Consider the following 21981-nt stretch of genomic DNA (forward strand, 5'->3'; position numbering starts at 1 on the left):
AACCGATTTGCCGCAGTCCCGGGATATGGACGCGGGCCGGGGGCGGCCCGGCTGCACCCGCCCTTCCGCTCACACCGGAGCGGACGCCTCACTCTCCCCTGGCGAGCCCGCGCACCCGCGGCACGGAGGCCCCGGCCCCGGAGCCCGGCCCGGACACCCGGTTGACGACGGACCCACTGACCTTCCGCTCGGCCAACTGCCGTACGAGACCGACCAGCTCGGCGGGCTCGAAGGGCTTGGACAGAAAGGCGTCGGCCCCCGCGGCGAACCCGGCGTCGACCTCGTACTGCGTACAGGCACTGACGATCGCGATCGGCAGGTCCCGGGTACGAGGATCGGCACGCAGCCGGGCAGCGGTCCTGAGCCCGTCCAGCCGAGGCATGACCACGTCCAGTGTCACGGCGTCGGGCCGCACCTGATGGACGACTTCCAGACACTCGACACCATCGCCCGCGGTCACGACCTCGAAGCCCTCCAGCTCGAGGTTGACCCTGATCAGCTGCCGGATGACCTTGTTGTCGTCCACAACAAGAATCCGGCCGGACGCCCTAGGCACAACTCGAGAGTAGGTCGCCCCCGGCCACCGCGTCCGGGTTTTCCCCACTTCCACCCCCCGCGGGGGACAACACCTCGCACGGACACCGTCACGGCCCGCCAAAACCCGTTCATGACCACCCCGGGCGAGCTGGTAGTGTTCTACCCGTCGCCGCGAGCAACACCGACCGCGACGGACACGCCCCCGTAGCTCAGGGGATAGAGCAACGGCCTCCGGAGCCGTGTGCGCAGGTTCGAATCCTGCCGGGGGCACCGGAAATTTAGGCCCTGACCAGCGGAAACGCCGGTCAGGGCCTTTCTTGTGCATGCCAAAACGCACACGCTATCCGACCGTGAGCAATTGACTGCCATCACGCCGCTGACCAGCCCCTTTACAGAGACGAGGGCGGAAGGGGCACCGCTCTCCGTCCCGCAGCCGGGGCAGCGGACGCCTACGCGGGACATACGCGGGACGCAAACCCGCGCCAACCGGCCGACGGTGACCAGCGCGCGGCACGAACCTCTCTGATCTGCGGCTTTCCGGAGCGACCGGGCGTGCGAGGGGACGGCGCGTGGGACCGATTGACTTTCGCGCGATGCAGGCGGGCCGCCCTAGAGACGGGGAACGGGCCTCATTCCGGGCTCTCGCCCCTCCTCGGCTCCCAGGCCGCCAGGAGCGCGGAAGCCGGTGCTGCCCAGTCCTCGGGGCCCTCCAGCAGATCGACGGACTCCATTGAGCCCTCCGGTGCGAGGAGTTGCTCACCGATCCCATGGGGCACCCACAGTGCAGCGGTTCCCCGATACCAGTCCACGGCAACCTGGTAGACCGCGACGACCGCCAACTCCCATACGGTCAGCGAGTTGTACGTACTCCCACCGTGTGGAGAGCGGTGCGGGGACGGTATCTGTACGCCTATCAGGCGCCAGGGGCGCCCCGCCGACTGCTCGGCAGCTGCGAGACGGGCTTGGTCGGCCCAGTCGGAGGTCAGCTGGCCCAGTGCCTCTTCGGCCTCCTCCCGCCCCTTCCGGCGGCGCCCCAGGTTCTCGTGCAGCTCTTGGCCAGCCGACAGCGCAGCCATGGTGACTGACGTGGCGCCCCAGCGAGCATGGGCACGCCACGCCTGCCAGACCCTCCGCAATACGACGGGGGCATCGCGCCCGAAGATCCCGAAGCCGATGCCGGCGGTCCCCTCGAGGTCGGCCAGGGAGGCGACGGCTGCGGCCTCGGCGAGCGCCCGGGGAGAGTAGAAACGGATCACCATCTGCCGCTTCTGCTCGACGAGCTTGGCGTGCGCTATCACCCGCGCTTCGGCCCAGGGATGCAACCAGGGACATGCAGTCAGGGCCTCGCCGGCTGTGATCAGCCGGTCCTGCGTGCCCTGCCAGTCGGCCAGCAACTCGTCGCGGCATTCCCTTGCCTGCCGGTATCGCTCCCAGGCGTCAGTGTCGTCTTCGTCGTCCGGGTACTCGCCCTGCGACAGCAGCCGTACCGCCTCGTCGACCTCGGCCTCGTCCGGAAGCTGCTCCTGTACGTCCTCGTCGTCGATCCGTAGCCCGGAAAAGGAGTTCAGAGCGTCGAGAAAGACCGGCCAGAGGCCGTGGTCGGGCACCGGCCAGCGGCAGCTCCAGTTCGTGCAGAGTCGGGCCAGCGAGGAGACGTCAAGGGTGAAGTCGACGGCGTGCACCGAGGATGCCTTGCGTAGGCGGGGGCAGTCTTCGACCGCATGGATGAGCCCGGTCTCGGAAGCCGTGGTGAATCCCCTGAGGGGCGTACCCGTAAACGGACCCAGCGGTGTCCCGGGCTCGATGCAACGGCCGAGCACAACGGACAACGTTCCAGTTCCTGTCGCGGTCATGCGGCCGACAGTAATCCAAGCGCGAGGCCCGTACCGGCGGCACTCACGACAGCATGAGAACCCCCTTTGCACGGCAGCGCTCGGCCATGCATCGCGTAACGTCGCTATTCGTACTGATCCAGCAGGGCCTCGATGTGCTGGTTGGCGATCGCCTGCCGTCCATACAGGCACTTGGCGTAGCGGGTCAGAAGCACTTCGACGCTGTTGCCGGCGCATTCAGCGACCTCGGTGGGGTCGACGCCGGCGTTCAGCCAGGTCGACAGAGCAGAGTGGCGCAGGTCGTACGGGCGGCCCGCGAGCGGCGAGTCCACCAGCTCGGGCGGGAGAGCCAGCTCGCGCGCTTCATGCCAGACCCGGCCATAGGTGCCAGAGGCAACAATGCCGCCGCGTTCGTTGAAGAACAACCGCCCGTCGTCCGCGGTGCCAAAGGTGTCGACGCTCTCCCGCCACAAGGCCACCAGTTCCGGTGGCAGCGGCACCACCCGTGTGTCGTCTGGCGGGCGGTTCTTCAGGCCCCGCTCGTCATGGGCTCGTCCGGTGTCCGTCCACTTCGTGCCTGCCTGCGGCAGCGTGCGGTGCAAGGTGACCCGGCCCCAGCCCTCCGGGGGCAGGACGCAGTCCGGCAGGGCCACCGCGACCCGCTTCCGCAGGCCGCAGCCCGGCGTAGTACATGCCGGCGAACACACCGACCAGCCGCCGCCCACGCGCCCGCCGGTAACTCCCGACGTAGGAGGCGGCACATATCAACGAGCGGGCCTGGACGGGGTTGGCCACCACCCTCGGGTCTACCTGCTGAACGGTCTCCGCCACACGCCAGTTGATGGAGGCGAGTGGATCAGCGGGGAGCATGCGCTGCTCGACGGCGTAACGCAGCGCGTTGACCAGGACCTTGTGCTTGTGCCGCTGGGTCTCGGCCGCCCCCACCAGGCCGTCCTGCCCGAGCCGGAGAGACTGGAGCACAGCTCGCATCACCGCCGGGTCCAGCACGTCGGACAGGGGCCGCGAGGCGCCCCGCCACCAGCGCAGCGCCAGCCGAATATCGGCCGGCATCCCGGGCGGCTCCGGGCGGGGCACGACGAACGCCCAGCCCCGCAGCGCGCCGCAACAACTGATCACTCGGCCGACTCCGAACATCCCGGAGCATCGACAGCGTGATCGCGCACAGCGCGCCATTGGTCTCGTCCCTGGCCTTCGCCGCGATCAGCGGCCAGCGCATCTCCATGTACTGCAACGCGAAGGCGTACCAGCTCAGACCACCGCGGTGGCCACCAATCTCACAATGGCCCATGCCAGCGCGGTCCTGCTCCACAACAGCTGCTTCCCGGGCGGCCCGGACGAACGCGGCGCCGAACTCCTCAGCCAGCGCCGTCGCGCCAGCCACGGCATGGTGATCACCACGCGACATGACAACGCCCACGCTTCCTGCGCGTTACCGCCTGGGAACGCCGTACCCCCGTACGAACGGACTTCTCATGGCGTCCACCACCTTTCTGTGCAGGTGAACGCCTCAAACCCGCCCGGGCATGACGTCCGACGCAATTAGCCCTGGACCACGACGGGAGGATGAAAGGTAGGATGGGTAGCATGAGTGAGCCTACTGGCAAGTACTCGATCACCATGCCGCGCGACATCGCGGAAGCCGCCCGCGCCCGCAGCGGGCCCTCTGGCCTATCCGCCTACGTCGCCGCCGCCGTAGCCCGGCAGATCGAGCGCGACAACCTCAACGAACTCATCGCCGTCGCCGAGGCCGAACACGGTCCCGTCACCGATGAGGAGATCCAGGCGCTGCGCGACCAGCTCCAGCAAGCCCGCCGGGAACAGCCTCATGATGGAGCCGACGCCGCGTGACCCGCTCACCCGCCGTGCCCGGCGGCACCCTGGTCCTCGACAGCGAGGGACTGGCCAAGGCCGTCCTGCGCGACCGGACGGTCACCGGCTGGCTCGCCCTGGCCCGCACCGACGACATGCGGGTCATCACCTCCGCCGCCACCCTCGTAGAAGTCGTCCACCCCCGCATCAATCGCCCAGCGTTGGAATGGACCCTCTCCCGCATCGTCGTCGAGCCGGTCACCGAGCCCCTCGCCCGCCGGGCCGCCGTCCTCCTCGCCGACGCCGGCCTGCACGGCCACAAGTACGCCATCGACGCCATGCTCAGCGCCACCGCCCTCGCCGCCCCCGGCCCCGTCACGGTGCTCACCTCGGATCCAGGGGACCTCGCCGCGCTGGGCGGCGGACGCTTCACCGTCATCAAGGTCTGACCGTAAGCCTCCGCGCCTTCGCCACCCAACCGCACGCCACCAGCAGCCTGATCGCCGACCCTCGCACAGACATACAGCCGGCCGGGAAGACCGAGAGTCGATCTTGCTGCACGCCGCACCTACCCTGCTCCGGGATGGCCATCAGGGTCACCGACGTGCTTGCCGCCCGGCACACCGTCTCGCCACACTCCCTTCTCCGACCTCCCGGGAGGCGCCGACGACGGAGCGGAGAGCCGTTCGCCAGCCACTACTCTTAGGGCCCTGTGTCACCCCATATACGGAAGTGGAGTCCGGCTGTGGCCGAGCGGGAAGCGACCGAGCAGCTGTCTCTGCTGCCAGACGCGACAAGGGCGCTCACACTCAGTGAGCTGGAGTCGCATCTACTCGGTGCCGCCCATCTCCTGCGGGGACTGGTAGACCAAGCGGACTTCAAGAGCTACATCTTCCCGCTGCTCTTCTACAAGCGCCTGTGCGATGTCTACAGCGAGGAGTTCGACGACGCTCTCGCCCATTCCGATGGGGACCGCGACTTCGCGGCCAAGGCTGATCAGCATCGTTTCGTCATCCCGGACGGCCATCGCTGGGACGATGTCGTAGCGGCGCCCGATGAGAAGCTCGGCCGTGCCCTCACGGACGCGCTCCGCGCGATCGAGAAGGCCAATCCGGACACCCTCGACGGCATCTTCGGTGACACGCCGTGGACCAACCGTGACCGCATCCCGCCCCACGTGCTGCGGGCACTCCTTGACCACTTCTCCGCACGCTTCCTCGGCGATGCGCATGCTGACGCCGATCTACTCGGTCAGGCGTACGAGTACCTGATCAAGAAGTTCGCGGACCTGTCCAACAAGAAGGCCGGCGAGTTTTACACGCCGCGCGCCGTGGTCGAGCTGCTGGTGAACATCCTCGCCCCGGAGCCGGGCGAGACGGTGTACGACCCGGCGTGTGGCACCGGTGGCATGCTGATCGAGGTCACCCACCACTTCGCCCGGAAGGGAGTGGCTCCCCAACTGCTGTGGGGCAGGGTCTTCGGCCAGGAGAAGAACCTCACGACCTCGGGCATCGCCCGCATGAACCTCATCCTGCACGGGATCGAGGACTTCCAGGTGGCGCGTGGAGACACCTTGCGCGACCCACGGTTCTTCGCGGACGGAGGTCTGCGGACCTTTGACTGCGTGATCGCGAATCCGCCATTCTCGCTGGCCGCATGGGGCGAAAAGGAATGGGCCAGGGACCCCTATGGACGTGGTGAGACCGGGGTACCTCCGCGCAGCACGGCTGACTGGGCATGGGTCCAGCACATGCTCACCTCGATGCGGCCCGGCACCGGCAGAGCGGTTGTCGTCCTACCGAAGGGCATTCTCTTCAGGGACGGCACCGAAGCCAGAATCCGCGAAAAGATCATCAAATCGGACGCGATCGAGGCCGTCATCGGGCTGGGGGAACGCCTCTTCTACGGCGCCCAACTGGCCGCTTGTGTCCTCGTGCTGCGCGCGCAGAAACCGAAGGACCGACGACGGAAGATCCTCTTCATCGACGCTTCCGACCAGCTACGCAAGGGTCGCAATCAGAACGTGCTGGAGGCCGAGCACACCTCCCGCATCCACGGCTGGTACCGCTCCTTCGCGGACATCAAGGGGCGCAGCCGCGTAGTGGGCCTCCCGGAGATCGAGAGGAACGGCGGCAGCCTCAACATCCCGCTGTACGTCGGGAAGGACCGCGCGGCCGAGTTGCCACCTCTGAGCGAGGCCGTCGCGGCCCTGGAAAGCGCCCTGACGGACGCAGCGGTGGCCGAGAACGAACTACGCGGTCTACTCAAGGAATGGAGACTCCTCGGATGAGCGGCGCCAGGAGCGCGGCGGATGTGCTGCCCGGTACAGATGTGGCAGCGGGGCAGTTGGGCCAGCGGGAGCTGGAGAACTACCTATGGGGAGCGGCTGTTCGGCTGCGGGGGCTCATCGACGCGGGCGACTACAAGCAGTTCATTTTCCCGCTGCTCTTCTTCAAGCGGATCTGTGACGTGCACGACGAGGAGCGCGAGCAGGCCCTGGCCACGTACGACGGGGACACGCAGCTTGCGGCGAAGGAGGAGAACTACCAGTTCCAGATCCCCGACGGTCACCACTGGGCAGATGTTCGGGAGGCCCGCTCCGGACTCGGCTCGGCGCTTGCCCAGGCCATGAAGGCGATCGAGAAGGCCAACCCGGACCAGCTCTCGGGGGTCTTCGGTGACGCGCAGTGGACGAACACTGAGCGGATCTCTGATGCCACGCTTCGTGACCTTCTGGAACACTTTTCCACCCAGGTCCTGTCCTTGGCCCGGGTCCCGGAGGACGAACTCGGCCGAGGCTACGAGTACTTGATCAAGAAGTTCGCGGACGACTCCGGTCACACGGCCCAGGAGTTCTACACCAACCGGACACTGGTCCAGCTCATGACCCGGATGCTGGAACCCGAGCCCGGAGAGACGGTTTACGACCCCACCTGCGGCACGGGCGGCATGCTGGTCACTGCAGCAGCCGAACTGAAACGGCAGGGGAAGGATCACCGGCGGCTCCACCTGTACGGGCAGGAGTTCAACGTGATGACCTCCTCGATCGCCCGCATGAACCTCTACCTGCACGGAATCGAAAACTTCCGCATCGAGCGCGGGGACACACTCGCCGAACCACTGTTCTTCGAAGGCGACCAGCTGCGGCGCTTCGACGTGGTGCTCGCCAATCCCCCGTATTCGATCAAGCAGTGGAACCGGCCGCTCTTCGCCAAGGATCCCTACCAGCGCAACATGTGGGGCGTGCCTCCCCAGGGCAGAGCGGACTACGCGTTCTTCCAGCACATCGCCGCCTCACTCGCCCCCGGGACGGGCCGGTGCGCCATCCTCTTCCCCCATGGGGTGCTCTTCCGGGAAGACGAGCGGGCCTTGCGGGAGAAGCTGATCGAATCCGATCTCCTGGAGTGCGTGATGGGACTCGGGCCCGGGCTCTTCTACAACTCTCCGATGGAGGCGTGCGTGGTGGTGCTGCGCACCCAGAAGCGGCCGGGCCGGGAGGGGAAGGTCCTCTTCATCAATGCGGCACACCTGTTCGAGCGGGTGCGAGGCCAGTCGTTCCTGAGCGAGGAGCACATCGCGGAGATTCTGGCCGCGTACCGCGAGTGCCAGACCATCGACGGCCTTTCGCGGGACATGGACCGGGACACGCTACTTAGCAGAGGAGCCGACCTCGCAATAAGCCGCATCGTCGGTGCTCCGTCATCAAGGGGTGCGAGTCCCGGCGAGGTGCCCCTGCGGCAGGCGCTTGAGGAGTGGGACGTACGCACCGGCGACAAGACTCGTCGCGTGACCCAGCTGATCACAAAGCTGAAGGGAGGGGAATGAACATGCAGCAAGAGGCTTGGCGCACGGTGCGATTTGGATCGCTGGTCCGGCAGGTGAAGGAATCGACAGATCCGATGGCAGATGGGTTGGAGCGATTTGTAGCCGGTGAGCACATGGACTCCCGGCAGCTACACATCAGCCGTTGGGGAGAAGTGAAGGGGAGCTCCCTCGGACCTGCGTTCCACCGCAGGTTCCGTCCCGGTCAGGTACTCTACGGGTCCCGGCGGACATATCTGCGCAAAGTATCCTATGCGGAATTCGACGGTGTATGCGCGAACACGACATTCGTGGCGGAAAGCGCAGAGCCGGGTGAGCTCCTCCCCGACTTTCTACCCTTTGTGATGACGGCGGATCCTTTCCACCGACACTCCGAGTCGTGGTCGCGAGGATCGGTGAACCCCTATGTGAACTGGCCTGATATCGCGAAATACGAGTTCCCTCTTCCGCCACTGTCCGAACAGCGGCGGATCGCTGACCTCTTGTGGTCGTTCGAGCGCGCCGCGCGGGTGAAGGCGACCGCGTTGAAGGCCGCCCGGCAGGCAGAACTTGCAGCACTGGCCGAGCTGTACGACGAGCCGGAGTGGCCGGTGCGGCGGGTGGACGAAGCGGGGGAAGTGCAGCTGGGTATGAAGCGTGAGCCGAAGGTGCACGAGGGTACGGATCTGCGTCCCTATCTCCGCGTCGCAAACGTCGGCGACGACCAGCTGTCGCTGGATGACGTACTGGGGATGAACTTCGATTCTGACGCTTTTGCTAAATATGCACTGCGACCGAAGGACGTCCTGCTGGTTGAAGGCAACAGCAGCCGTAACCAGGTCGGACGGGCAGCAATGTATCGCGGAGAGATCGAAGATTGCTGTTTCCAAATGACGTTGCTGCGCTTCCGCGCCGGCGGTGAGGTTCTGCCAGAGTTTGCGCTTGGCTGGTTCCGCCGCTGCCAGCACTTCGGGGCCTTCGCCCGGGTGTCCGCCGGCACCAACATCGCCCACCTCCCGGCTGGCCTCCTCTCAGCACAGCCAATCCCCGTCCCACCGCTCTCCGTCCAGCGACGTGTCGTCGAGCGGCTCGAAGCCGCTCGCGAACTGCGCACCACCCTCAGCGAGGACCTCGCCCGTACCCGTAACCTGATGCAACGCACCTTGAACGTGTTGTTGCAGGGCCCGGGCGCCTCAGCGGACGCGGCGACGGCGGCATAGGCCGACACGGCAGTAGGTGGGACATGGGGCGAGGGACAGCTGACGGTGAGTGAGGGGCGGGGGATGTTCAGGGAGAAGGACACGGTCCAGGCGTTCGTAACCGACCGGCTCACCGCCCTTCCGGATCTCGCGTGGGCCCGTCGGGGGACGCAGCTGGACCGGACCGAGCAGGATGTCCTCGTCGAGTCCGAGGTGCGCGACGCGTTGGTCCGTCTCAACCCGGCCATCGCCGCTGACCCCGAGCTCGCCGACGAGGTGCTCTACCGGCTCACCGGGCTGATTCGTTCGGCACGTGGCGAAGGCGTAGTCAAGGCCAACGAGGACTTTCGTTCCTGGCTGCTCGGAGAGCGCACGATGCCCTTCGGGCAGGACCACGAGCATGTCACTGTCCGTCTGGTCGACTTCGATAACCCCGCCCGCAACCGCTACCACCTCAGCACGGAGGTCAGCTTCTGCCGTGGTACGACCCGGCGCCGTTTCGACCACGTGCTGTGGGTCAACGGGATTCCTGTGGTGGTGGGTGAGGCGAAATCCGCTACGCGCCCGGGTATCACCTGGGCCGACGGGGCACTCCAGGTCGATGGCTACCAGAACGACGTACCGGAGTTCTTCGTCCCCAATGCCTTGTGTTTCGCCACCGACGGGCGTGACCTGCGCTACGGAAGTCTCCGGCTGCCCCTTCACCTGTGGAGCCCGTGGTGGTCGCCGGGGCTGCGCGAGGAGCATCCCGAGGCCGGCCCCGGGTACCTCCGTCAGGCCGTCGACGGCCTGCTGAATCCGTCGACAGTTCTCGACATCATCCGGAACTTCACGGTCTACAGCACTGATGACCGTCACCGGAAGATCAAGAACATCTGCCGCTATCAGCAGTACGAGGCCGGCAGGCGGATGGCCGACCGGGCAGCTGCCGCAGTGCATAACGCGGACGCTCCGCGGAAGGGTCTGGTGTGGCACTTCCAGGGCTCCGGCAAATCCCTGCTGATGGTGTTCACGGCTCAGGCGCTGCGTACCGACCCGCGCACCGGCACTCCCACAGTGCTGATAGTCGTGGACCGGCTGGATCTCGATACTCAGATCACCTCCACCTTCGGCGCCTCGGACATCCCGAACGTGGTCACGGCGGGCTCCGGCGACAATCTCGGGGAGATGCTCGCGACGGGCCAGCGGAAGATCATCGTCACCACCGTGCACAAGTTCAAGAATCTGGACCGGGTTCTGTCCGCACGCCGTGACATCGTCTGCCTGGTCGATGAGGCGCACCGCACGCAGGACCGGGATCTGGGGCAGAGGATGCGCGAGGCTCTGCCCGGTGCGGTTTTCTTCGGTCTCACCGGAACCCCTGTCAACCGAAGCGACGTCAACACCTTCAAGACGTTCGGTTGCGAGGAAGACGAAGGCCGCTACCTCTCGCGGTATACCCAGGCCGACTCCCTTCGTGACGGAACCACACTGCCGCTGCACTTCGAGCCGCGGGATGCGCGTTTCCGGATCGACGGCGAAGTCCTCGATGCCGAGTTCGAGAAACTCGCAGAGCGGCTCTCCCCTCGTGAGAAGGCCGCCATGGCCAACCGTGCCGCGCGCATGGGGGCGTTGATCAAGGCCCGCAAGCGCATTCGCATGGTGTGTGAGGACATTGCGCGGCACTTCCGGGAGAAGGTGGAGCCCGAGGGTTTCAAGGCACAGGTCGTTGTCTTCGATCAGGAGGCATGTGTCCTGTACAAGAAGCACCTGGACGCACTGCTGGGACCGGAGACCAGCGAGGTCGTGATGTCCACCCAGGGGCAGCCGAAGGAAATCCAGGAGCGTTTCGGAAGGGACAAGGACGAAGAGGCGGCACTGCTGGATCGCTTCCGCGACCCGGACGACCCGCTGAAGATCCTTGTCGTGACGGCCAAGCTGCTCACCGGCTTCGACGCCCCGATCGCCCAGACGATGTACCTGGACAAGGTCATGCGCGACCACACGCTCCTCCAGGCCGTCTGCCGGGTGAACCGCCCCTACCGGCGGCCGGGCAGCGAACAGGCCAAGTCGCACGGTCTGATCGTGGATTACCTCGGTGTTTTCGCCCGCCTCGGACAGGCGATGCGCTTCGACGAGCGGGCCGTCGAGCGTGCGGTGACCAGCATCGAGGGCCTGTGGGACGAGTTCCCCGGGGCTCTGCGCGCGTGCCTGGAGTTCTTCTCGGGGGTGGACCGTGCCGAGGATGGCTACGAGGCGCTGTTCGCGGCGCAGGACAAGCTGCCCGATGCCGGGACCCGACAGGCGTTCGCGGAGGCGTTCGCCCGGCTGGCCCGGTTGTGGGAGGCACTCGCCCCGGACCCGCGGCTGAGCCGGCACGTTGACGACTACCGCTGGCTTGCGAAGGTTCATCAGTCCGTGCGTCCCAGCCATGCCACGAGCCCTCTGCTGTGGCGGGTACTCGGCCCCAAGACGCGCGAGCTGGTCAACGCCCACATCCACACCGACGTGCCGCCCGAACCACTGGAGACGCTCGTCATCGATGCCAGGATGGCCGAATATCTGCAGAGCGTCCCCGAGCGGGGTATCCGGCAGCTTCAGCCCCGGCTTCAGGACCGGCTCGGCAAGCGCCGTGGTGAGCCGCGCTTCGACTCTCTGGCGCAGAAGCTGGAGCGGCTGCGTCAGCAATACGAGGCTGGTCAGCTGGTGAGCCGGGAGTATCTCTACCAGTTGCTGGACCTCGCGGAGCAGACCGCGCGGGCAGAGTCTGACGAGAAGCAGCAGGACCCCAGGGAGCAGGGCAAGTACGCTCTCACCCGGCTGTTCGAGTCGTCCCGCCCTGAGGGCACCCCCGTGGCGGTCGCCAAGCTCGTCGAGGAGATCGACAGCATCGTCGAGGCGGTGCGGTTCCCAGGGTGGCAGCACACCGCGGGCGGCGAGCGCGAGGTGAAGAAGGCGCTGCGCCGCACGCTTGTCCGCTACCAGCTACAGCGGGACGAAGAACTGTTCCAGAAGGCGTACGACTACATCCGGCAGTACTACTGAGGCGGACCTCGGACCATGACCCACCGGATGTCAGTGCCCGGCCTTATCGTGCCATCAGGCATGGGCTTCAACCGCGCCTACCAGGCCACCACCCATCCCAGGCTCGAGAGGGGGCGAGCGTCATGACCCCGGCTCACGACCTGCGCGCGTCGGCGACACGGCCCACCGTCGTGACCGTGCGCGAGGCGCTCGCCCAGCTCCACGACGGAAAGCTGCGCCAAGCGTCAGAGCCGTCCATCAGCGCAGAGTGGTCGGATCACCACAAGCATGTGCTTCTCGACTCCGTCCTGCGCGGCTGGCCAATCGGCACACTGCTCGTCGCCCGTGAGGCGGATGGATCCAGAGTCTTGCTGGACGGACAGCGACGCCTGGCGGCACTCGAGGAGTTCGTACGCGGCGACCTGCTGCTCGACGGCAAACTCACGCCCCCGGTCCGTGAGCTGCGAGAATCCGACGGCAAGACATATCACGCTCTGCCGCAGGGGCTGCGTACCACGATCGACGACTATCCGCTCGTGCTTCTGGAGCTCAACGAGCTGCCCCCCGCCGAGCTGCGTACGGCGGTGCTGCGCCTCAATCCTCATGGCGGACTGACCGAAGCGGGACGCATGCTCGTCGAGTCGGGCTCGTTCGGCGAGCAGGTCCGGGTCCTCGTGGCCGCCGCGGCCGACTGGGGTATGGGCGAGGAGCGCATTGGCTTCGGGAACGTCGGCCTGGCCTACGAGGACGTGATCAGCAGGGTATTGGTCGCCGTGGAAGCAGGCAGCGTCCAGGCTGCTGCGGTCGGCAGCGAGCAGCTGAACAACCGGCTGCGCTCTGCTGATGCGGTGGCCGACCACACGCGAGACGAGGTGGCTGACGCTCTCAAGGGATTGCTCTCCTTGCCCGCACTCGACATGCCGGCAGTCCGGTTCACCAAACCGACTCTGCTGACCTGGACGCTGGTCATGGTCCATGCCCGGCGTGCCTTCGGGGCCGGCGCCGAGCACCATCTTGGGTATCTCCTCGAATGGCTGGAGCCCGAGCGCCGGAAGCTGGCTGCCGAGCTCGGGCCGGGAGCAGCTCCTCCACTCAGGTCCGCGTTCCGTGAGCTGCCCTATGCTGCGTTGCTTGAGCGGTTCAACGAGGTAGCCGCTGTGGGCGCGAACACACCCGAGGCGACGGTGCTGCGGGACGCCATTGGCTGGCTCTTCCTTGTGGCGACAGGCGGCGCCCCGTCGCGCCGGGTCTCCCCCGTGCCTGACGTGCTGCGCATGTACGCGGCACTGACCAGCGCGGGAGACGCGCCGTTCACTGAGGACAGGATCGACCAAGTGCTGTGGGAAGACGGGGCCTTGAAGTCCTGGGGGGAGTGGCGTTGAGCCGGGACGCAGAGGATGAGGAGGTCCTCCGCCGGGCCCAGATCAAGAATCACTACCGCAAACTGGCCAGTGGCCAAGTGCGTTCACCGCTGCGCAGGGTTGAGATCGACGGACATGCGCACCTCGGCTCGCTGGTTGCCGAGATGGCGCCGGGTATCACACTCCTGTGCGGGGTCAGCGGCGCGGGCAAGACGCAGTTCCTGCGAACGCTCGCCCGCCATCTGCGGCATGAGACTTCACTGGACGGCGTACCGCACCCCACTGCCGTGCGGCTGATGGGCCAGTCCAGGCACCAGAAGAGCGATCGCAGCAAACCGGTGACGGGCGACGTGGAACTGGCCGAGGCCAAGGCCCCGTGTGTGTACGTCGACACCGCACGGGAGTGCTTCGATGTACTGGCCCAAGTGAGCCGAGTGCCGGCACACGAACTTGAAAGCGAACGTGCTACAGCCGAGAAGGCTCCCCGCAGTGCCTGGTTCGACCAGGCCCTCGGCAGCATCATGGGGCGCCCCTACGATCTGGTCACACACCAGGAGCTGGACCGCCGTTCCCCGACCTCCGGCGAGGCACCCACATGGTTCTATTACGAGCTCGGGCGCCACGGCGACACCTACGGTCCCGAACAGATGAGTCTGGGTGAACTCGCCGCCTGCGTCATCCTGCGGGCCCTGCGCGGAGTGGCGCGCGGGAGCATTGTGCTGCTGGACGAACCCGAGAACTTTCTCTCACCCCGCGCGCGCGAACGGCTGCTCGACATCATCGTCGCCCGTGCGGTCAAGATGGAGCTGTCCGTCGTCCTCGCCTCGCACTCGCCAGAGTTCGCTTACCTCTTGCCGGGCACCTCCCTGCGCACACTGGAGCGCGGAGTAGGCGGCGCGGCTCAGGCGACCATCTCGACAGGCGCCATTCCTGCTCAAGTCAGCCGGAAGCTGGGCATGGCTCCGCGGGTCGAGGCAGTGCTGCTGGTCGAAGACCGCTTCGCGCGGCTGATGCTGGAGGAGCTGCTCCGCTGCCACCTGCCGGAGCTGGCCCCGCATCTGTGTGTGCAGGATGTGCGTGGCGCCGACACCGCCGTCACCATCGCACGGGTCCTCGGTCCGACCGGACCGGCCGTGGCTTTTCTCGGTGTACTGGACGGCGATACACGCTCTGAACCAGGTCGTCAGGGAGAGTGGCTGGAGTACCTGCCAGGCAACCACGACCCCGAGGCCGTCGTCATGCAGATGCTCCAGACACGCATGGGGGCAGCGGCCAAGGAACTCGGCGTGACAGAGGATGCCCTGGGGCACGCTCTGGAGGAAGCGCACGTGTGCAATATCCACGATCAGCCTGCCATCGTGAGTGAACACACGGGCGTGGACGAGGGGCGGCTGATCTCCTTCGCAGTGCGCAGACTCCGCTCTGTGCCGGATCTTCGCAGGGACACCGATCAGCTCATAAAGCGGATTCGAACGCTTGTGACTACTGCGCCATGAGAGAGATCCGCCATCCTGGTCATGACCGTGTGCGCGGCGCCGGCCGGGAGCGACTTCGTTCCTGGCGATCGGAGAGTAGATCGCCAACTCGCCGCCCCAGGTGCTGGGCCGACTCGACGTGCGCCCTGATCCGGTGCTGCCGCAGCAGCACGTCCCGGCCGAGACGACGGTCTGCCGACCGCTCACCCGCGTCGGCGGCGGGTTGGGCAGTGGGCGGCTGGCTCACCGACCGTCGACCTGTGCGGCCCCGACTGCGCGGTCTGTCCGTGGATGGCCAGGGCAACCGGAAGCAGCTGCGCGCACGGGCACCTGGATAGGCTCCACTCGTGGCCTTCATCGTGACACTGAGCACACAAGAACTCGACGCGAACCTGGGCAAGTTCAGAATTGAGCAGAGACTGACCAAGTCCCGCCCCAAAAGCCTGAACATCGATGCAGCACTTGATGGGCCGCCCATCGCGCTCTTGATCGGCGATGCACCTCCCCAGCACGGCCAGGACCGATCACGGTGGCTCGCGTGGATAGGCATCGTTGCTCGCCACGGCACAGTGGGGGCGGTCGACAAGAGCATCACCGTCGATCCGCTCCGAGAGTGCACGCAAGCTGTTCCCCTGGACGGCCCTGACGGTATCCTGCGCGACTTACCAGAACCTCTGCGCCAGGAATTCGACAGCGCTTCGCTGCCGGGTACCGTAGGCGCTTGCAGCAACGCCGTATGGCAATCGCTGGAGAGTGCGCTCCGCACAGCACGCCCCGGACTCGGTCCCCTGCTTGACTGGCTGATCGCCCAAGCCGACCCACCTGTCTTCGGGAGCAGTCCGGCCGACCAGTCGTGGCAGGAGCAGCGCGATGCAACAGGAAGCCTGCTTCGCATTGCCGATTTTCCGCTCTCTGCACTCGCTGCGTGGCGACGGCCGCCGTCAGAAGACGCTCCGTACGCCGCTGGGCTGATTCCGCAGCCCGTGGAACACAGTCTCATTGACTACGACGTCCGCGTCGCCGGTGAGGCATTCGAGATGTTCAGCGAATGGCAACAAGGCACCGGGGTCCGGTGCGACATTCACGTACTCCACGATGCATCGGGAAGACGACTCGAAGTGGTCAACGTCAACGCCACGCCCGTAGAATCGCGCCTGGGCACCGACATGCTCTACTTCCACGAGCCCACCAAGAGTTTCGTCTTCGTCCAGTACAAACGGCTCGATCCTGACACTCGTTCGATCTACGTGGACGAGCGGCTGAGACGTCAGCTTGATCGGCTCGAAGAAACTGCCAGGTTGAGCAGAACTCCGACGCAGCCGAGCGAATGGCGGCTCGGCAATGATCCATGCTTCCTGAAGCTTGCCTATTGGCCAAAGAATGCCGATAAGCGTCCGATGCAGGATCTCGCGCCGGGCATGTATCTGCCCGTCTCGTATGTACGGCTCCTACTCGAAGACGACTGCACTCGCGGCAAGCGAGCGAACAGCACGGCCCGGATTCTCGGCTACGGCCAAGTCGAACGACATCTTACGAGTACCCAATTCATCGACCTCGTCAAGCACGGCCTTGCCGGAACCGTCGGCACCACAAGGGAGCAGCTGCACGCACTGGTCAAACAACGCGTGACCGCCGGCCACAGCGTCGTGATGGCCACGGAATCGAGCGAGGAGTCGGTCCGAGCCCGGCAAGCCCGCATTCGGGACCGAGGCGCCAAGCGCAGGACGTACCTCCACCACGCCTACAAACAGAAAGCTCAAGAGCCTCGCAGTGAGTGACAGGGCGCAAATCACACACAGGTAAAATCGGGCCATACGAGGCATTTCATTTTCACGGGACATACGCGGGATCGCGCCGCTAACGCAGCGTCAGGCATCCCGCTGACCTGCAAAAACATCTAGGAACTGTCCGGCCTCCGGAGCCGTGTGCGCAGGTTCGAATCCTGCCGGGGGCACACTGTGTAAGTGTGCCCAAGACCCCGTCACCAGCGGAAACGCTGAGGCCGGGGTCTTCGCGTATGTGCAGCCGTATGCCGCTCGCAGCGGGCGTATGTCGGGGTCTGTGGACGAGGCGTGGACGGGATCTTGAAGCTTCGTCGCAGGTGACCGCCAGCGAAAGCGGGGCCTACAGGCCATCGTCCAACGCGGATAAAGGCGCCGTCCGCCCTCACGAACCACACTCCCTGCCGATCGGCATCTGCCTATGCGCTCGTCGAAGCGCCTGGCAGCGATGGCCTGAAGCTCGCCGTGTCTGCCAGCAGCTCTCACCACGCCCACTGCGCAACAACTCGACCGAGTCGGGCCCCATTTCCTTGCCCGCAGCGGGCGGAGCCCGCCTCGATTCGGGATGCGGACTCACCCCAGCGGCGCATACACAGCTGCACGCGAGTGCTTGTGTACGCGTGAGCATGTATGAGTAAGCTTGTGTCAGCGAGCACAACCTGATGTGTTCGCAAGGGAGAGGGATCAATGCGCCTAATTGATGGCACACCGCAGGAGATCGCCGAGTTCCTTCGGCTCACTGGCACGGACGAGGACAGCGACTCGGGGGCTCCCGCCGAGGTCGCCACCGACGCACCTGTCGACGCGTTGGAGTGGACCCAGATCAGCGCTCTGGTCAACGGTCGAGCTCGCAGCGCAGATGTCGCCAAGCGAGTTCTGGACTTCTTGCGGGGGGTGGTAGACCTCGGCAATGTCGAGATTGGTCCAGGCGCGTCCGAGCGCACTCAGGACGGCCTCACTGACTACGTGATGGTGCGCGACGCAGGCATCCGCCGCTACGGGGCTGTGGCATACGTCAAACCCCGGAACGGTGGCCTGACGTTGCGCTTGACGAAGGAGGACGTGACCGATCTCAACGAGCCGCACGTCAGCTACCGCGATGTCCGACCGGGGCATCAGTATGTCGTGAACTGCCCACTTCGCGACGATGATTCTGTTGAGACAGCACTGAAGCTCGTGCAGCTGGCTCTGGCGAAGGTCCGCAAGTAGCCGAAGAGACCAAGCCCCGCGACTTTCACCGCGCGCTCCTGAGGGCATTTCGTCCATTGCCCCGCGCACAACGCATGACAGTGAGGCCCCTGGACAACCCCAGGGGCCTCGGGCACGTATATTGAGCTCACTCGTACTCGCGCAACAGATCCTCGATGCGCCGAGCACCTTCTTACGTTCGTTGCCATCGCCGCAGCCCTCATCGGCTATCGCCGTCTCAGCAGATAAGCCGGGCCGACCACGCAGATGTTGACCACGCCTGCGTTGTCAGCAGCAGCCCATAAAGTGCGCTCACCATCTCGAACGAGGAACTGCCGCAGGATTCTCGGGTCGCCTGGTCTTCGCTCGCAGCAACCGCCCTCCGTCGGAAGCTCCCGTGTTCGACAGCCTCGACGGAGAACTCAAGGCGGTCATGCACACATGGGAGTCACCGTCGGGCGGCTGGCAGACGCCCCAAATCGATTTCGGGACATGGGACGACGCGGACCTGCCCGCCCTGGTTGAGTGGAGCAGTGCACCTGCCTGCGTGGCCGACGTCTCCGACAGCTCCCTCGCTCTCGTGACCGGGCTGGACACCACCGGGCAGCGCTAGAGCAGGCATGGCTCAACCTGGACATTGCCGACGGGCTTCTGGTCGAAGAGCCCGAAGACCTCGAAGATCAACTCCTGTGACTGGACACGCCAGAGTTCCTCGAAGCCGTCAGACACGAGCGCGCCGCCCTCGACGCCGAGGGCGCCGTTGCCTGGGCCGCAGCCGCTGGCATCCCCGTCACGCCGGAGATGCCCAGGATTGAGGCCCTGCTTCGCTCACACGAGACCTTCACAGAAGACCTCTTCAGTGCGCTACTCGACCAACTGGGTTTTCCCCAGGCCACTCAGCTGACACCTGAAGTATAGGAAACGACGTCTAAAGACCCCGCCGTCAGCGTGCTTGCTGAGTGGGCCTTGTCGTGTGCAGGTGGGTGCCACCGGCCGTAGGCTCCCCGGGGGCTGGGCCGGCTCCCGAGATTCGTGCCAGGCGTGGTCGTACGTCAGAACGGAACGGATGCCCACGGGTCGTCTGGCGCAATCCGGACGTGGCACGGCATCGTCAGACCAGCCCACTCAGCGCCGGGGCGCATGTAGTCCCCCGCCCAGGAGCCCGGGAGCCGGCCGTCTTGGAGGTCGATACCGTAGACCACTGCCGATATGTCTCCACCCGACCGCTGCCAGAGATGCGTCAGGTCGCCTGACCACATGGTGCTCAAGTCCTTCACGGCCTCTTCGGGCCCGGACACGCTCGCCGTTGAAGAGGCTAGAAACCCGAGGCTGAGCGGGGTAGTGGAGTGGTACGAGACTCTTTTGTTGAGGGTTTCAGCTTCAGCGTCGAGCGATGACAGGAAGGTCCCGATCGTCAGGTTCGGGCTCTCATCGGGATCGTCCAGGACGATGGTCACACCGGCGCTGTGGTTTCTCCGATGGTCACCGTAACTGGGCCAGCCGATGTCATCGAGGGCACTGTCCACCCAGGCACGCAGGCTGCGTCGAGTGCTGATATCGATACCCGAAGGATTGAACCACTCGATACGCATGGCGAGGACCGGGCGGCGATTCGTCAGCTGATTCGTCGACCCTGGAGGCTTCCGGTCAACGGGCGTCGTCGACACCTCGGCGGTCCGTGATGGCGTCGGATTCTCGGACGGCAAAGCATTCATGGGCCCTTCGGTCACCTCGGACCCTGATGCGGCCAGCCACAGGCGGTATACGCGGGCCTCCTCCACCGCCGAGTCAGCTCCTGGAACGGTCTGCGCCAGGGCTGGTACCAGCACGGAAAGCAGATCCCACTTGGGTAGGCGGTGGTTCGAGAAGGCGTCGTGAATCCGGCTTTTACCGGCGATGCCGGCGCCGATCCGATACTCAAGGTCACGCACGGATGGATGGCCCGCCCTCAGGTGCAAATCATGGAGCGCACTGTTCAGATCCTTCTTCGGGCCTTCGCTCAGCTGCGGTCGTTTCAACCCCGGCACAGCCTCCCCCTTCCCCGTCCGATTCTGTCTGATGTTGTCCGACGATACTGTCTGTCGTCCGCCCGCGTCCGTGTCGTTCTGCGTCAACGCACCTTGATTGAGCACCTGTTGACGTTCAGATGGAGGTTGCTGTGTGGGCATTCGCTATGCCCTGGGAGGCCATCAGTCAGAATGTGCTGAGCGAGACGATCGGGTCGCTCGCCGCTGCTGGAGTCCTGGCCGTTGGCGGTTGGTTGGTCCGGGGCGTGCGCCGGTGGCGAAGGGAAACGGCTTCGAGACCCGCGGTGCTCCGTCGTATTCCCCGGAGGGCGATGGTCAGAGCGACGCCTGAGCACCGCCCCCTTTCGGCGCTCGTGACCCGGGGTGGTGGAACGGGTTCTGGCGAGTGCCTGTCTGACAAGATGCCGGTCCCGGTACGACGAGCGCGGCTACGCCGGTGGGTACGACAGCGGGTCCGACCGGAATCGGCCCGCCGCGGACTCCAGGCCCGACCCCACTCTCGTGGCCGCCAAGGGGTGACGGGGCCGTCCTGAGCCACGGGCCCTTGAGGCGCGTGCGGCGGTCGGGGCCTTTCCGCGCTGCGGGCGATCGACGGTCGGGGCGTGGTGTGCGCGTCGCCGGGGTCGTCAGTGCGGGGGCTCGGTGAGTGCCTCTGTCAGGGGCTTGCGGGTCAGGGCCGGGACCTCGCAGTCGGGGGACGCGTGGCCGACGGGGAAGAGGATGTAGGGGCGTTCGTTGGCGGGGCGTTCGCAGATTCTGGTGAGGAACGCCATGGGGTTGGGGGTGTGCGTCAGGGTGCTCAGGCCCATCGTGTGCAGGGCGGTGATGAAGAGGCCGCAGGCGATGCCGACGCTCTCGTTCACGTAGTAGTTCTTGCGCAGCGAACCGTCCGGCAGTGCGGTGCTCTTCTCGGCGAAGCAGACCACGATCCACGGCACGACGTCGAGGAAGCCTTTGTCGGAGTCCGTTTCCAGGCGAGCGAGCGCGGCGCGCCACTCGGGTGGGATGCGTCCGCCCTCGTAGTTGACCCGCTCCTCCTCCTCGGCGGCGACCCGGATGCGGTGCTTGGTCTCGGCGTCGCCGATCACGGCGAACTTCCAGGGCTGGAAGTGGGCGCCGGAGGGGGCGGTGTTCGCGGCGGCGACGGCGAGGTCGACGCACTCGCGCGGGACCGGCTCGTCGCTGAAGAACCGCACGCTGCGTCTGCGGTCGACGAACGACACGAAGTCCTTTCCCCGCCGGATCATTTCGACCTCGTCGTACCGCTCGGGCCGGTAGGGGATGAAGGGGTGCGTGTGCTGCCTCACGGGTCTCCTCCTGTGACGGAAGCACAAAGGGTCTGACGCGGAGTGCTTATTGGGCAACAAGGGCATTGCCTGGTTGTCTATGTGGCAAGAGGAGTGGCACCTGAGTGCCATTCGGGTGGCAGATCGGCAGGTACGGTGGCACGACAAGGGCTCGATCGGCTCGACGGGCGGATGCTGCGGCTGCTCCGGGAACGTCCGCGTGAGGGTCTGCTGGAGATCGCCCGCCAACTCGGGGTCGCCCGCGGCACCTTGCAGGCCCGGCTCGACCGGCTGACCCGCTCCGGCGTGGTGACCGGTTACGGGCCGGACGTGGACGTCGCCGCCGTCGGGCACGTGGTCCAGGCGTTCACGACGTTCGAGGTGGACCAGCCGGCCCGCGCGGCCATCGCGGTCCGGCTGCGGGCCGTGCCGCAGATCCTGGAGGCGCACGTCGTGACCGGCCCCGGTGACATCTGGTGCCGTATCGCGGGCACGAGCAACCAGCATGTGCAGGAGGTGATCGACCAGGTGCTGGAGGTGCTGGAGGTGCCGGGGGTGCGGCGCAGCACGACGGTCATCGCCCTGAGCCCGGTCGTCCCCTATCGCGTCCAGCCCCTGGTCGACGAGGTGTCCGGTCTGTCGGAGCCCCGGGGCTGACTCC

Annotated in this window: 17 protein-coding genes and 1 tRNA gene; 13 read left to right on the forward strand and 5 right to left on the reverse strand. The window is 66.2% G+C overall.

The window, feature by feature from the left end:
- Window positions 1-88 precede the first annotated feature (88 nt).
- Complete coding sequence (locus BZZ08_RS09415; RefSeq protein ID WP_198601374.1) at window positions 89-604, reverse strand: response regulator; 516 nt, start codon at window positions 602-604, stop codon at window positions 89-91.
- A 131-nt stretch (window positions 605-735) separates the two neighbouring features.
- On the opposite strand from BZZ08_RS09415, the gene BZZ08_RS09420 reads away from it, so the two are divergent.
- Window positions 736-807, forward strand: a tRNA-Arg gene (locus tag BZZ08_RS09420).
- Window positions 808-1166: 359 nt separating this feature from the next.
- Here BZZ08_RS09420 and BZZ08_RS09425 read toward each other — a convergent pair.
- Together BZZ08_RS09425 and BZZ08_RS39450 are read right to left on the reverse strand one after the other, a co-directional pair.
- Window positions 1167-2390 (reverse strand): hypothetical protein, encoded by a 1224-nt coding sequence (locus tag BZZ08_RS09425; protein ID WP_133169184.1) that lies wholly within the window; start codon window positions 2388-2390, stop codon window positions 1167-1169.
- Window positions 2391-2494: 104 nt separating this feature from the next.
- Window positions 2495-3022: a hypothetical protein gene (locus tag BZZ08_RS39450; protein WP_241965411.1), complete on the reverse strand. Its 528-nt coding sequence runs from the start codon at window positions 3020-3022 to the stop codon at window positions 2495-2497.
- Window positions 3023-3974: 952 nt separating this feature from the next.
- Between BZZ08_RS39450 and BZZ08_RS09435 the strand changes: the two genes are divergently transcribed.
- The 11 genes from BZZ08_RS09435 to BZZ08_RS39460 all read left to right on the forward strand — a co-directional run bounded on the left by BZZ08_RS09435 (window position 3975) and on the right by BZZ08_RS39460 (window position 18620).
- Window positions 3975-4238 carry a CopG family transcriptional regulator gene (locus BZZ08_RS09435; protein ID WP_104631756.1) on the forward strand — a complete coding sequence of 88 codons (264 nt, stop codon included), beginning with the start codon at window positions 3975-3977 and terminating at the stop codon, window positions 4236-4238.
- A complete protein-coding gene (locus BZZ08_RS09440) occupies window positions 4235-4648 on the forward strand; it encodes a type II toxin-antitoxin system VapC family toxin (RefSeq protein WP_104631706.1) in 414 nt (137 codons plus the stop codon). The genes BZZ08_RS09435 and BZZ08_RS09440 overlap by 4 nt, the downstream gene beginning before the upstream one ends.
- A gap of 296 nt (window positions 4649-4944) precedes the next feature.
- Window positions 4945-6489: a type I restriction-modification system subunit M gene (locus tag BZZ08_RS09445; RefSeq protein ID WP_198601375.1), complete on the forward strand. Its 1545-nt coding sequence runs from the start codon at window positions 4945-4947 to the stop codon at window positions 6487-6489.
- Entirely contained in the window at window positions 6486-8024 is a 1539-nt protein-coding gene (locus BZZ08_RS09450) for a type I restriction-modification system subunit M (RefSeq protein ID WP_104631707.1), read from the forward strand. Before BZZ08_RS09445 ends, BZZ08_RS09450 begins: the two co-directional genes overlap by 4 nt.
- Window positions 8021-9220 carry a restriction endonuclease subunit S gene (locus BZZ08_RS09455; RefSeq protein ID WP_104631708.1) on the forward strand — a complete coding sequence of 400 codons (1200 nt, stop codon included), beginning with the start codon at window positions 8021-8023 and terminating at the stop codon, window positions 9218-9220. Before BZZ08_RS09450 ends, BZZ08_RS09455 begins: the two co-directional genes overlap by 4 nt.
- 63 nt (window positions 9221-9283) lie before the next feature.
- The gene (locus BZZ08_RS09460; RefSeq protein ID WP_104631709.1) at window positions 9284-12223 is read left to right on the forward strand and encodes a type I restriction endonuclease subunit R; all 2940 of its coding nucleotides are present in this window, start codon (window positions 9284-9286) and stop codon (window positions 12221-12223) included.
- Window positions 12224-12399: 176 nt separating this feature from the next.
- The gene (locus BZZ08_RS38580) at window positions 12400-13584 is read left to right on the forward strand and encodes a DUF262 domain-containing protein (protein WP_133169185.1); all 1185 of its coding nucleotides are present in this window, start codon (window positions 12400-12402) and stop codon (window positions 13582-13584) included.
- Window positions 13581-15059: an AAA family ATPase gene (locus BZZ08_RS09475; protein ID WP_133169186.1), complete on the forward strand. Its 1479-nt coding sequence runs from the start codon at window positions 13581-13583 to the stop codon at window positions 15057-15059. Before BZZ08_RS38580 ends, BZZ08_RS09475 begins: the two co-directional genes overlap by 4 nt.
- A gap of 326 nt (window positions 15060-15385) precedes the next feature.
- The gene (locus BZZ08_RS09480) at window positions 15386-16816 is read left to right on the forward strand and encodes a hypothetical protein (RefSeq protein ID WP_104631713.1); all 1431 of its coding nucleotides are present in this window, start codon (window positions 15386-15388) and stop codon (window positions 16814-16816) included.
- Window positions 16817-17506: 690 nt separating this feature from the next.
- A complete protein-coding gene (locus tag BZZ08_RS39455) occupies window positions 17507-18028 on the forward strand; it encodes a hypothetical protein (RefSeq protein ID WP_241965412.1) in 522 nt (173 codons plus the stop codon).
- Between the two features lie 376 nt (window positions 18029-18404).
- Entirely contained in the window at window positions 18405-18620 is a 216-nt protein-coding gene (locus tag BZZ08_RS39460; protein WP_241965413.1) for a hypothetical protein, read from the forward strand.
- Between the two features lie 439 nt (window positions 18621-19059).
- Here BZZ08_RS39460 and BZZ08_RS38585 read toward each other — a convergent pair whose 3' ends face one another.
- On the reverse strand, window positions 19060-20121 hold the full coding sequence (locus BZZ08_RS38585; protein ID WP_133169187.1) for a hypothetical protein: 1062 nt from the start codon (window positions 20119-20121) through the stop codon (window positions 19060-19062).
- 539 nt (window positions 20122-20660) lie between these two features.
- Window positions 20661-21341, reverse strand: a complete 681-nt coding sequence (locus BZZ08_RS09500) for a nitroreductase family protein (RefSeq protein ID WP_104631715.1) — start codon at window positions 21339-21341, stop codon at window positions 20661-20663.
- A gap of 135 nt (window positions 21342-21476) precedes the next feature.
- Between BZZ08_RS09500 and BZZ08_RS09505 the strand changes: the two genes are divergently transcribed.
- Window positions 21477-21977, forward strand: coding sequence for an Lrp/AsnC family transcriptional regulator (locus BZZ08_RS09505; protein WP_104631716.1), 501 nt, complete (start codon window positions 21477-21479; stop codon window positions 21975-21977).
- Window positions 21978-21981 lie beyond the last annotated feature (4 nt).

This window comes from Streptomyces sp. MH60, assembly GCF_002939385.1.
Lineage (GTDB): Bacteria > Actinomycetota > Actinomycetes > Streptomycetales > Streptomycetaceae > Streptomyces.